The organism is Desulfovibrio piger ATCC 29098 (assembly GCF_000156375.1).
Lineage (GTDB): Bacteria > Desulfobacterota > Desulfovibrionia > Desulfovibrionales > Desulfovibrionaceae > Desulfovibrio > Desulfovibrio piger.
This window is the reverse complement of the sequence record NZ_DS996359.1, coordinates 742877-755802: the sequence shown is the minus strand read 5'-3', so window position 1 is coordinate 755802 and position 12926 is coordinate 742877. Positions and strand designations below refer to the sequence as shown.

Sequence of the window (12926 nt, the reverse complement as noted above, 5' to 3'; positions counted from 1 at the left end):
GAAGGAGTATAAGCATGGATGTCCGCGTGGAAGGACAGGTGGTGGACGCCCCCGAACAGGGTGATGTGGCCGCTGTTCTGCAGAAAGCGCTGAGCGGCAAAAAATTCAAATCCGTGGTGGCTGCGCGTGTGACCGCAGAGGGCACGGAGACTTTGTGCGATCTTTCCGCCACCGTTCCCGCCCAGTGTACCGACATCACTCCCGTGTACGCTGATTCTCCCGAAGGCCTGAGCATGATCCGCCATTCCACGGCCCATGTCATGGCCGCCGCGGTGAAAAAGCTTTATCCCTCGGCCAAGGTGACCATCGGTCCTGCGGTGGAAAACGGCTTCTACTACGACTTCGACGTGGAAAAGCCCTTCTCCAGCGAAGACTTCCCGGCCATCGAAGCCGAGATGCAGCGCATCGTCAACGAACGCCTGCCCTTCGTGCGCACCACCATGAGCAAGGCCGATGCCATCGAAAAATTCAGCAAGATGGGCGAGAACTTCAAGGTGGAGATCATCGAAGGCATCGAGGGCGACACGGTCTCCCTGTACACCTGCGGTGATTTCACCGACCTGTGCCGCGGCCCCCACGTGCCGCACACCGGCTTCTCCAAGGCCAGCAAGATCCTTTCCGCTGCCGGTGCCTACTGGCGCGGCGACGAAAAGAATCCCATGCTCTCCCGTCTGTACGGCACCGCCTTTGCCGACGAGAAGGCCCTCAACGCCTATCTGAAGCAGCTGGAAGAGGCCAAGCGCCGCGACCATCGCAAGCTGGGCCGTGAACTGGGCTTCTTCACCTTCCATGAAGACGTGGCCCCCGGCATGGTCTTCTGGCTGCCCAAGGGCATGATGATGCGCACCATCCTGGAAGACTTCTGGCGTCGCGAGCACATCAAGCGCAACTATGACCTGGTGCAGGGCCCGCAGCTGCTGCGCGTGGAGACCTGGCAGCGTTCCGGTCACTACGACCACTACCGCCAGAACATGTATTTCACCCAGATCGAGGACGATCAGTACGGCATCAAGCCCATGAACTGCATCTCGCACATGCTGATCTACCGCAACGATCTGCGCAGCTACCGTGACCTGCCCCAGCGCTACTTCGAGCTGGGCGTGGTGCACCGCCACGAAAAGAGCGGCACCCTGCACGGCCTGCTGCGTGTGCGTCAGTTCACCCAGGACGATGCCCACATCCTGTGCACGCCCGAACAGCTGGAAGGCGAGATCCTCGGTGTCATCCACCTGATCCGCGACCTGATGCACCTGTTCGGCTTCGACTACAAGGTGGGCATCTCCACCCGTCCCAAGGACAGCATCGGTACCGACGAAGCCTGGGAACTGGCGACCAATGCCCTGATCGAGGCCGTGAAGAAGGCCGACATGCCCTACGAGATCAACGAGGGCGACGGCGCCTTCTACGGTCCCAAGATCGACGTGCGCCTGCTGGACTGCATCGGTCGCGAATGGCAGTGCTCCACCATCCAGGTGGACTTCACCCTGCCCGAACGTTTCGACCTGACCTATGTGGGCCAGGACGGCGAACGCCATCGTCCTGTCATGGTGCACCGGGCCATCATGGGCTCGCTGGAGCGCTTCATCGGTGTGCTCATCGAACAGTACGCCGGTGCCATGCCCACCTGGCTGGCGCCCGAACAGGCCCGGATCCTGACGGTCACCGATGCCCACAACGAAGCCGCGCTCAAGGCCTGCGAGGAGCTGAAAGCTCTGGGGATCCGCGTGACGGCCGATACGCGCAACGAGAAGCTGGGCTTCAAGGTGCGCGAGGCGCAGCTGGCCAAGGTGCCGTATATTCTGGTGGTTGGAGAAAAGGAAGCGCAGGCGGGCGGCGTCAATGTGCGTCTGCGCAATGGGGACAACCTGGGGCTCAAGTCCGTGGCGGAAGTGGCTGCCCTGATCCGCACGGACAGCGAAGAGCCTTTCAAGAATGGAGGGATGCGCTATAGCTTCTCCTAACATGAGACCCCGGCGCGACGTGCCGCAGGACGGCGTGCGTCGCAACGAGATGATCCGCGCCCGCGAAGTGCGCGTCATCGGCGCCGATGGGGAACAACTGGGTATTTTGCAGCGCAACGAGGCTATTGCCCTTGCCAAGGAAGCCGGTATGGACCTGGTGGAAGTCGCTTCCACCTCCGAACCGCCTGTCTGCCGCATCATGGACTACGGCAAGTTCAAGTACGAGCAGCAGAAAAAGAAGCAGGAAGCCAAAAAGCGCCAGAGTGTGGTGCAGATCAAGGAAATCAAGGTCCGTCCCAAGACCGACGACCATGACTACGAGACCAAGCTGCGCCACATCCGCCGCTTCCTGGAAGACGGCGACCGCTGCAAGGTGACGGTGTTCTTCCGTGGCCGCGAGATCGTCCACAAGGACCGTGGCATCAGCATCCTCGAACGCGTCGTGCAGGACCTGGCCGATGTGGCCAAGGTGGACCAGGAGCCCCGTGCCGAAGGCCGCACCCTGCAGATGCTGCTGGTGCCCAAGAAGTAGTCCTTCGCCAGAGCCTTTTTTCCTGACGTCACAGGTGGCCTGTGCCGTCAGGACTGCCTGCGCGCCCCTGCATTTTTGCACTTGCGCCGCACGGCTTTTTCAGGCAATATGCCGTTCCTGCCCGTAGTGTACGGGCAGGTTATTCGCTAAGGAGTATATCATGCCCAAGATCAAAACCCGGCGTTCCGCGGCCAAGCGTTTCGAGCTCACCGGCAGCGGCAAGTTCAAGCGTCGTCGTCAGAATCTGCGCCACATCCTCACCAAGAAGGCTCCCGGCCGCAAGATGCGCCTGGGCCAGGCCGCCATCGTTGACCGCACCAACGAGAAGGCCGTGCGCCGGATGCTGCCCAACGGCTAGTCATCCCGAGCCTTGCGGAAGCTCCGTGCGCGGAGCGTCCGTGCCGGAACGCGAGAGCGTGACGGCGTGAATTCTGATCCGTCTGGATTGCGCGCCCGCATGCGGGAGGCGGCATGACCGCCGCAGCACCGCCGCGAGGCGCAGCGCCCCACAGGGGCGACGGCCAGCGCAAAGCCGTTCTTTTCAAGCAATTTGCGCCCCATCTGGGATCAATTTTTTTCCCCGGCAGGCACAAAACCTCCGCCTTGGCCGGGCGAAAGGAGGGTACCCCCCATGCGTGTGAAGAGAGGTCTCGCCGCTCATCGTCGGCACAAAAAGTACCTGAGCGCGGCCAAGGGTTTCCGTGGTGGCCGCAGCCGTCTGTATCGTACCGCCCGTGAGGCTGTGGAGCGTTCGCTCCAGTATTCCTTCATCGGCCGCAAGCACCGCAAACGCGACTTCCGCACCCTGTGGATCCTGCGTATCAACGCCGGCGCGCGCCTGAACGGCCTGTCCTACAGCCGCCTCATGCACGGCCTGAACAAGGCCGGCATCGCCCTGAACCGCAAGGTTCTGGCCGACCTCGCCGTCTACCACAAGGACGACTTCGCCAAGGTGGTGGAAATGGCCAAGGCTGCCCTGTAGTCGGCACGCCACAGCTTTTTTGAGTGCGCGGCATGTCTTGGCGTGAGGTTTTTCCTCGTGCGGGATATGCCGCGCTCTTTTTTTCCGCCGGAGATTCCGGTAAGATCGGGCGCGCCCCGGATGCCGCGGCATGCGGCCCCGGCGGCATGCGCCCTGTTGTCGTGTGGCGGCGGGACATGGTGTCCCTCCGCCGCTGTTGTGTGCGGCCGTCAGGGCCGTCCCTTTGACCGTAACGCCGCCTGCGGCGGCTCCGGGAATTCGCATGGATTTGATGACTGTACTGGAAAGCCTGGTTACAGACCTCGAAGCAGGTCTTGACCGGGCTTCTTCGTTGGATGAACTGGAAGAACTGCGGGTGGACTTTCTGGGCCGCAAGGGCAAACTGGCCCAGGCCATGAGCTCCATGGCCAAGCTGCCCCCCGCGGAACGCCCCGCCGTGGGTCAGAAGGCCAACAGCGTCAAGGAGCGCCTCACCGCCCTGTTCGACGCCCGCAAGACCGCCCTGGAAGCGGCCCGCGAAGCCGAGGCCCTCAAGCGCTTCGACCCCTCCCTGCCCGGTCGCGCCCCCTGGCGCGGTTCGCTGCACCCCACCACCCTGGTGATGGAAGAGATCTGCGGCATCTTCAACAAGCTGGGCTTCGACATCGCTTCCGGCCCGGAAGTGGAAAACGACTTCTACAATTTCGAGTCCCTCAACATGCCGCCGGAGCATCCCGCCCGCGACATGCAGGACACCCTCTACATCACCGAGCGCGTGCTCATGCGCACCCACACCTCTCCCGTGCAGGTGCGCACCATGCTGGGCCGCAAGCCTCCCCTGGCCATCGTGGCCCCCGGCAAGGTCTACCGCCGCGACTCCGACCTGACCCACACCCCCATGTTCCATCAGGTGGAAGGCCTGGTGGTGGGCCAGAACATCAGCATGGCCCATCTGCGCGGCACCCTCACCGCCTTCGTGCGCTCCGTGTTCGGCGGCCACACCGAAGTGCGCTTCCGCCCCAGCTTCTTCCCCTTCACGGAACCCTCCGCCGAAGTGGACATCAGCTGCTGCATGTGCGGCGGCAAGGGCCACATCAACGGCGAGCCCTGCCGCGTGTGCAAGACCACCGGCTGGGTGGAGATCCTGGGCTGCGGCATGGTGGACCCCGCCGTGTTCGCCTCCGTGGGCTACCCCGCCGATGTGAGCGGCTTCGCCTTCGGCCTGGGCGTGGAACGTGTGGCCATGCTCAAGTACGGCATCGGCGACCTGCGCATGTTCTTCGAGAACGACGTGCGCTTCCTCGGCCAGTTCGGCCTGCACGCCTAGGGTGGGTCCCGTGCCTCTGTCCGTCCGTCTCCGCCGTGCCTGTGTCCCCGTGCTGCTGGCCCTGCTCTGCGCCGCCGGCAGTACCTCGCTGGATGCCGGTGATGCCTGGGCCGCCTCGGCCCTGAGCCCCCGCCACAGCGGCCTTGAGCCGCCCGGCGGGCCCAAGCCCATCGAAGGCCTGCCCGCCATGGGCAACGCCGGCAACACCACCGAGCGCGGCATGGGCTATACCGATGCCTACGGCCGCCCGCTCAAGGACTACGGCCCCGAGGAAGTGAAACCCCGCAAGCGCCCCCGCGGCGGCGCCTACGGCACGTACGGACGCAAACAGAGCCGCCCCCTGCCGGATCCCGACGCCGACACGCCGGGCAAACCGGCTTGGGACTTCAACTGAATCAACTGCTAACCGGCCCTGCGGGGCCAGTGAGATGACATATGCTGCTTTCTCTTTCGTGGCTGCGCGAATTCGTCCCGTATGAAGGCACGGCACAGGAGCTGGGCGACCGGCTGACCATGCTGGGCCTGGAACTGGAAGAAATCGTGCGCCCCTATGACGCCATCGCCCCCATCGTGGTGGGCCATGTGGTGGAATGCGTCGACCATCCCGAATCCGACCACCTGCACATCTGCAAGGTGGACGCCGGCCAGGGCGAACTGCTGGACATCGTCTGTGGCGCCCCCAACGTGGCCGCCGGCCAGAAAGTCCCCGTGGCCCTGGTGGGCACCACCATGCCCGGCGGCCTGGTCATCAAGAAGGCCAAGCTGCGCGGCGCTCCCTCCTTCGGTATGATCTGCTCCGAACGCGAGCTGGGCCTCACCGAAGACCACAGCGGCATCATGGTCCTGCCCGACAGCGCCGTGCCCGGCACCCGTCTGGTGGACACCCTGGAGCTGGATCACGAGGTGCTGGACATCTCCATCACCCCCAACCGCGCCGACTGCCTCTCCGTGCTGGGCCTGGCCCGCGAGACCGCCCTGGCCTTCAACCTGCCCCTGACCATCCCCGAACTGCCCCTGTGCGAGGACGGCCCGGCCCGCGACCTGCCCAGCGTGGAAGTCAGCGATCCCGAGCTGTGCAACCTTTACGCCGGTCGCGTCATCGCCGGCGTCAAGATCGCTCCCTCGCCCATGCGCATCCGTCACCGTCTGCATGCCGTGGGCGTGCGTCCCATCTCCAACATCGTGGACGTGACCAACTACATCCTCTTCGAATGCGGCCAGCCCCTGCATTCCTTCGACCTGGACAAGCTGCGCGGCAACCGCATCATCGTCAGCCCCGCCGCCCAGGGCGAAAAGATCGTCACCCTGGACGGTCAGGAGCGCACCCTCGATCCCCGTGACCTCTGCATCCGCGACGCCGAGCGCGCCGTGGCCCTGGCCGGTGTCATGGGTGGCCAGGCCACCGAGATCGACGATGCCAGCACCAACGTCTTCCTGGAAAGCGCCGTGTTCCGTCCCGGCACCATCCGCAAGACCTCGCGCCGTCTGGGCCTGTCGTCCGAATCCTCCTACCGCTTCGAGCGCGGCATCGACCACAAGCGCTCCATCTGGGCCCTGGACCGTGCCTGCGCCATGATGGTGGCCGCCGCCGGCGGCAAGGTCTGCCCCGGTTACACCCTGGCCGAGCCCAAGCCCTTCGTGCCCGTGCAGATCGAGTTCCGCCCCGCCCGCGCCAATGCCCTGCTGGGCGTGGAACTGAGCCGCGACTTCGACGAGAAGGTGCTCTCCGGCATGGGCTGCGCCATCGAGAAGACCAGCGACGACAGCTGGCAGGTCACCCAGCCCAGCTGGCGCCCCGACCTGACCCGCGAAGCCGACCTCATCGAAGAAGTGGGCCGTGTGCACGGTCTGGACACCATCGCCCCCGAGCTGCCCGCCTTCCTGCAGGATCTGGGCCACGCCGGCGAACCCATGTCCACCTTCCAGTTCTGGTCCCGCCTGCGCCACTGGGGCGCCGGTCTGGGCCTCAACGAAGCCGTCAACTACAGCTTCGTGGGCCACAAGGATCTGGACCTGCTGGGCCTGCCCGCCGAAGGCCGCATCTCCATCATGAACCCGCTCTCCGCCGAACAGGATGCCCTGCGCACCGTACTGGCTCCCGGCCTGCTGCATGACCTGCGCAACAACCTGGCCCAGGGTGCCGCGGGCGTGCGCCTGTTCGAGCTGGCCAACACCTTCACGGCCGCTCCCAGCGACGATCCCCACGCCACCGGCGCCAGCGAGACCGGCATGCTGGGCGTGCTCCTCTACGGCCAGCGCCACGACAGCGCCTGGCCGCATGTGGAAGCCGACATGGATTACAGCGACCTCAAGGGCATCGTGGAGCACCTGCTGCACTTCCTCAACCTGTCCGCCCCCGTGTGCGAACTGGCCGAGGGCCATCCCTACCTGCTGCCCTGCGTGCGCCTGAGCGTGGACGGCACCGAGGTGGGCGTCATGGGCCGCGTGCGTCCCGAGATGGCCGACAGCTTCCACGCCCGCAAGGACGTCTGGCTGGCCGAGCTCAACCTCGACGTGCTGCGCCGCCTGCATGATGCCGCCCAGGTGCGCTTCCAGAGCCTGGCCGTCTTCCCGCCGGTGCGCCGCGACATCACCGTGGCCGCGCCCGTGGGCGTGACCGTGGGCGCCATCCTGGATCAGATCATGGGCCAGAAGCAGCCCCTGCTGGAAGGTGCCGTGCTGGTGGACAGCTTCAGCCCCGAAGGCAGCGACGAACGCAACCTCACCTTCCGCCTGACCTTCCGTCATGCCGAGCGCACCCTCAAGGATGCGGAAGTGGACAAAGTGCGGGAAAAGGTGGCACAATCCCTGGTGCAGGCGCTGGGCGTACGCATCTAGCCGCCTGTCCCTTCCGTACCGGGCAAGCCTTGCCTGCCCTGTGACGGAAGTGCTGCTGATACGGTTTTCCACGGGCTGCGGCCCCCTTGCGGGGCCGCGGTCCGTGGCACTGCGTGCGGTCCCGTCCCGCGCGGTGAAACCCGCAAGAGAGGGAGCATGTCGGAAAAACTCTACAAGATCGGCCAAGCCGCCGCCCTGCTCAACCTCAATACTTCCGTGCTGCGTTTCTGGGAAACGGTGTTCCCCCAGCTGGCTCCCCGGCGTACGGATTCGGGCCAGCGTTTCTACACCGAAGAGGACATGGCCCTGCTGCGCCGCATCCAGCAGCTGCTGCACCAGAAGGGCATGACCATAGAAGGCGCGCGCCGCATCCTGGACGGCAGCGCCACCCTGGACGAGGTCCTGCCGGAACGCGCCGCCAGCAAGCGCGATCCGGCCCTGATGCTGAAGCTGAAAAACGAGCTGACCGAGCTGCGCCGCGTTCTGGCCGGCCGGTGATCCCCTGTCCTGCCGCTCCGGCAGTACGCCGCGGCGGTCCTGCACGACAGGCAGCCTACACAGGATGCCGCATGATCCTTTCTCCTTCCCTGCTCTCCGCCGATTTCTCCCGTCTGGCCGACGAGCTCGCCGCCCTTGAGGCCGCGGGCATCTCCTGGCTGCACCTGGACATCATGGATGGGGCCTTCGTGCCCAACATCACCTTTGGCCAGCCCGTCATCAAAAGCCTGCGCAAACGCAGCAGCAAACTTTTCTTCGACGTGCACCTCATGATCGAGGAGCCCGCCCGCTATCTGGAATCCTTCCGTGATGCCGGGGCCGACATGCTGGTCATCCACGCCGAGGCCGACCGTCACCCCCAGCGCACCCTCAGCGAGATCCGCCGCCTGGGCATGAAGGCCGGTCTGGCCTTCAACCCCGGTACGGACATCGCCTCCCTGCGCTGGCTGGCCCCCGATCTGGACATGGTGCTGGTCATGAGCGTGAACCCCGGCTTCTCCGGCCAGAAGTTCATCCCCCAGAGCTTCGACAAGATCCGCGCCACCCGCGCCATGCTCAACGCCGCCGGTGCCGGGGACGTGCTCATCCAGGTGGACGGCGGCGCCTGCCCCGAGAACACCGCGCAGCTGGTGGCCGACGGTGCCGACGTGCTGGTCTCGGGCTCGGCCTTCTTCGGCCACCCGCCCTATGACCAATGCCATCAGAAATTCCAGGCCGCTGCCCAGGCCGCGGCCGACAATGCCCACAATGCCCGTTGCGCTGCGGCCGCCCTGTGGCAGCCCGGCCGCGCCCTGAAAAAATAACTCAACAAAGGACCGCATCATGCCTACCCGCAGACAGTGTGCCAACGCCATCCGCGCCCTTGCCATCGACGCCATCGAGAAGTCCCGTTCCGGTCATCCCGGCGCCCCCCTGGGCATGGCCGACATGGCCGAAGCCCTCTGGCGCCACGGCTTCAAACACAATCCCGCCAATCCCGGCTGGATGGATCGTGACCGCTTCGTGCTGTCCAACGGTCACGCCTCCATGCTGCTCTATGCCGTGCTGCATCTCACCGGCTACGACCTGAGCATGGACGACATCCGCAACTTCCGCCAGCTGGGCTCCCGCACCCCCGGCCATCCCGAATGCGACGTGACCCCCGGCGTGGAAATGACCACCGGTCCCCTGGGTCAGGGCATCTCGTCTGCCGTGGGCATGGCCCTGGCCGAAAAGATGCTGGCCACCCGCTTCAACACCCCCGAACACACGGTCATCGACCACCACACCTACGTGTTCCTCGGTGACGGCTGCCTCATGGAAGGCGTGTCCCACGAAGCCTGCTCCCTGGCCGGCGTGTGGGGCCTGGGCAAGCTCATCGCCCTGTACGACTCCAACGGCATCTCCATCGACGGCAAAATCGACGGCTGGTTCACCGAAGACGTGGCCGCTCGCTACAAAGCCTACGGCTGGCAGGTCATCGGTCCCGTGGACGGCCATGATGCCGAGGCCCTGGATGCCGCCCTGGCCGAAGCCCGCGCCGACGCCGAGCACCCCAGCCTCATCATTTGCAAGACCCACATCGGTTTCGGTTCCTCCAAGGCCGACTCCGCCTCCTGCCACGGCTCGCCCCTGGGCGTGGACGTGGCCGCCGCCACCTGTGCCGCTCTGGAATGGCATCAGCCCGCCTTCTCCGTGCCGGACGACATCGCCGCCGCCTGGGACGCCCGTGAAGCCGGCAAGAAGGCCGAAGCCGAATGGCAGGCCCGTTTCGACGCCTACCGCGCCGCCTGCCCCGAAATGGCCGCCGAACTGGAACGCCGCATGAAGGGCGACCTGCCCGCCGACTGGGCCGACATCGCCGCCGCCATGGTCAAGAAGGCCGTGGAAGCCGGTGAGAGCATCGCCACCCGAGTGGCCTCCAAGAAGGCCCTGGAAGAACTGGTGGGCAACCTGCCCGAGATGCTGGGCGGCTCCGCCGACCTGACCGGCTCCGTGGGCACCAAGACCAGCCATTCCGTGAACTTCGATCCCGCCACCTGCACCGGCAACTATCTGGCCTACGGTGTGCGCGAGTTCGGCATGAGCGCCATCATGAACGGCCTGGCCCTGCACGGCGGCTTCATCCCCTACGCCGGCACCTTCATGGTCTTCTCCGACTACGCCAAGAACGCCCTGCGTCTGGCGGCCCTCATGGGCACCCGTGCGGTCTGGGTCTTCACCCACGACTCCATCGGCGTGGGCGAGGACGGCCCCACCCACCAGCCCATCGAACAGGTGCCCGGCCTGCGCCTCATGCCCGGCCTGGATGTCTGGCGTCCCTGCGATACCGTGGAGACCGCCGTTGCCTGGCAGTGCGCCCTGGAGAACGCCCACCGTCCCACCTGCCTCTCGCTCTCGCGCCAGAACCTGCCCTTCGTCAGCCGTGATGAGGCCCAGGTGCAGGCCATCGCCCGCGGCGGCTATGTGCTGCGTGACTGCGACGGTACCCCCGAGCTCATCCTCATGGCCACCGGCTCCGAAGTGGGCATCACCCTTGAGGCCGCCGAGGCCCTGACCGCCGAAGGCCGCAAGGTGCGCGTGGTCTCCATGCCCTGCTGCGAGCGCTTCGACGCCCAGGATACCGTCTATCGCGAAAGCGTGCTGCCCGCCGCCGTGCGTGCCCGCGTGGCCGTGGAAGCCGCTGCCGCCGACTACTGGCGCAAGTATGTGGGCCTGGACGGTGCCGTGCTCGGCATGACCACTTTCGGCGCTTCCGGCCCGGGCAAGGCCCTGGCCGAACACTTCGGCTTCACCGCCGCCCACCTGGCCGACATGGCCCGCCAGCTGCTGGGATAATGCGGGACTGATATGATCCGTTGAGGGGGGCCTTGGGGGTCGCTGCTTGCGGCACACTCCCCTCCCCAAAAACAGCGCATAAAAATATGGCCCGGGACCACAAGGTCCCGGGCCTTTTTGCGTCCTGTCCGGAGCGGACGGACACGCAGGTGGCGCATGGACGTGCCGGGCCGCCGCAGACCGGTCAGCCGGCAGCATAACGGACATGGTGCCGTGAGCCCTGAAGATGCCGGTCCGTGTCCCCTGCCGGGGGCCGTCACACAGGACAAACGGACGCTCTCTTGATGGCATCGCGCCATGCCGTCCTCCCCCTTCGGAGGCGGAACGGCGGCCGCGGCTCTTGCCGATGACGGCATTCCCTTTGACCTGCGGGGCCGGGCTGGACTTTCCGCTTCGGGGAACATATCTTTTTGACAAACCGGACGCCGTGTCCCGGCCCTTCCCGGTGATCCCTTCCCTGACAAAAAGGAGGCAGACATGCCCATCAGACTGTTGCAGGACATGGAGTGCAGCGGCAAGACCGTTGTCATCCGCCAGGATCTCAACGTGCCCATGAAGGATGGCCGCATCACCAACGACAAACGTATCCGTGCGGCCCTGCCCGGCATCCGCATGGCGCTGGACAAGGGCGCGGGCGTGGTCCTGCTCTCGCATCTGGGCCGTCCCACCGAAGGCGTGGTGGAAGAAAAATTCTCCCTGGCGCCGGTGGCTGCCCACCTTTCCGGCCTGCTGGGCCGTCCCGTGAAGCTGGCCGCCGACTTCGACGCCGCCAAGGCCGCTCCCGGTGAAGTGGTGCTGCTGGAGAACATCCGCTTCTTCAAGGGCGAAAAGAAGAACGATCCCGAACTGGCCGCCAAACTGGCCGCTCTGGGCGACATCTACGTCATGGACGCCTTCGGGGCCGCCCACCGCGCCCACTCCTCCACCGAAGGGGCCGTGCGCGCCGCCAAGGTGGCCTGCGCCGGGCCGCTCATGGCCGCCGAGCTGGACGCCTTCGCCAAGGTGCTGGACGCTCCCGCCCGTCCGTTGATGGCCATCATCGGCGGTTCCAAGGTCTCCACCAAGCTGGGCCTGCTGGACAACCTGCTGGGCAAGGTGGACACCCTCATCGTGGGCGGCGGCATCGCCAACACCTTCCTGGCCGCTGCCGGTTACAGCGTGGGCACGTCCCTGTATGAGCCCGAGCTGGTGGACGACGCCAAAAAGGTCATGGCCAAGGCCAAGGAACTGGGCAAGACCCTGCCCCTGCCCGTGGACGTGGTCACGGCCAAGGAACTGGCCCCCGGCCAGACCGCCACGGTCTGCGACGTGGACAAGGTGCCCGCCGACGAGATGATCCTGGACGTGGGTCCCAAGACCGTGGAACTGTACGCCGGCCTGCTGCAGAAGGCCGCCACCGTGGTCTGGAACGGCCCCGTGGGCGCCTTTGAGACCGATCCCTTCGGCGCGGGCACCAAGGCCCTGGCCGAAGCCCTGGCGGCCTCCCCCGCCTTCGTGGTGGTGGGCGGCGGTGACTCCGTGGCCGCTGTGGAAAGCTACGGCCTGGCCGACAAAATGGGCTACATCTCCACCGGCGGCGGTGCCTCCCTGGAGCTGCTGGAAGGCAAACTGCTGCCCTCCGTGGCCGCCCTGCAGGATCGCGGCGAATAACTGACTCATTTCCCGGAGGGGCCTGGCCCCTCCGGGATCTTTTTGTCTTCGTTTCGGGAGGCCGCTCCCGCGCGTCGCTCCCTGGCCCGCTGCGGTCCACAGAGGTCTGTTGGGCCCTGCCGTTCCCGCGACATCTCCCCAAAAGCCGTCCTGCCCTGAAATGATGACGGGGATTTCCCCCGGCCTTTTCTTTTTTTGCCCCGAACGAGTTTTTTTTGTCTTCCGGCCCCGTCAATGCCTCCGGCACGTTGCGCGGATGGCCCGGCTGGGGTATCATCGCGCTGCGTCCGGCAGGGGGAGCCCCTTTGCCGTACCACCGTCCGCGGGCCCCGGCCCGCCCCC

Annotated in this window: 11 protein-coding genes; all 11 read left to right on the top strand. The window is 65.9% G+C overall.

What is annotated here, in order from left to right; translation table 11 throughout:
* The first annotated feature begins 14 nt into the window (after positions 1-14).
* Positions 15-1961 carry a threonine--tRNA ligase gene (gene thrS, locus DESPIG_RS09815; RefSeq protein ID WP_006008108.1) on the top strand — a complete coding sequence of 649 codons (1947 nt, stop codon included), beginning with the start codon at positions 15-17 and terminating at the stop codon, positions 1959-1961.
* A 1-nt stretch (position 1962) separates the two neighbouring features.
* On the top strand, positions 1963-2493 hold the full coding sequence (infC, locus tag DESPIG_RS09810; protein WP_006008106.1) for a translation initiation factor IF-3: 531 nt from the start codon (positions 1963-1965) through the stop codon (positions 2491-2493).
* A gap of 160 nt (positions 2494-2653) precedes the next feature.
* Complete coding sequence (gene rpmI, locus DESPIG_RS09805; RefSeq protein WP_006008104.1) at positions 2654-2851, top strand: 50S ribosomal protein L35; 198 nt, start codon at positions 2654-2656, stop codon at positions 2849-2851.
* Positions 2852-3124: 273 nt separating this feature from the next.
* Positions 3125-3475 carry a 50S ribosomal protein L20 gene (gene rplT, locus DESPIG_RS09800; RefSeq protein ID WP_006008100.1) on the top strand — a complete coding sequence of 117 codons (351 nt, stop codon included), beginning with the start codon at positions 3125-3127 and terminating at the stop codon, positions 3473-3475.
* 262 nt (positions 3476-3737) lie between these two features.
* Positions 3738-4781, top strand: coding sequence for a phenylalanine--tRNA ligase subunit alpha (gene pheS, locus DESPIG_RS09795; protein WP_006008097.1), 1044 nt, complete (start codon positions 3738-3740; stop codon positions 4779-4781).
* A 10-nt stretch (positions 4782-4791) separates the two neighbouring features.
* A complete protein-coding gene (locus tag DESPIG_RS09790; RefSeq protein WP_187119496.1) occupies positions 4792-5175 on the top strand; it encodes a translation initiation factor IF-2 in 384 nt (127 codons plus the stop codon).
* Between the two features lie 41 nt (positions 5176-5216).
* Positions 5217-7619, top strand: coding sequence for a phenylalanine--tRNA ligase subunit beta (pheT, locus tag DESPIG_RS09785; protein ID WP_006008093.1), 2403 nt, complete (start codon positions 5217-5219; stop codon positions 7617-7619).
* Positions 7620-7775: 156 nt separating this feature from the next.
* On the top strand, positions 7776-8117 hold the full coding sequence (locus tag DESPIG_RS09780) for a MerR family transcriptional regulator (protein ID WP_006008090.1): 342 nt from the start codon (positions 7776-7778) through the stop codon (positions 8115-8117).
* Between the two features lie 71 nt (positions 8118-8188).
* Positions 8189-8920, top strand: a complete 732-nt coding sequence (gene rpe / locus DESPIG_RS09775) for a ribulose-phosphate 3-epimerase (RefSeq protein WP_006008088.1) — start codon at positions 8189-8191, stop codon at positions 8918-8920.
* A 19-nt stretch (positions 8921-8939) separates the two neighbouring features.
* Complete coding sequence (tkt, locus tag DESPIG_RS09770) at positions 8940-10934, top strand: transketolase (RefSeq protein WP_006008087.1); 1995 nt, start codon at positions 8940-8942, stop codon at positions 10932-10934.
* A 477-nt stretch (positions 10935-11411) separates the two neighbouring features.
* Positions 11412-12584, top strand: coding sequence for a phosphoglycerate kinase (locus DESPIG_RS09765; protein WP_006008084.1), 1173 nt, complete (start codon positions 11412-11414; stop codon positions 12582-12584).
* Positions 12585-12926: the final 342 nt, after the last annotated feature.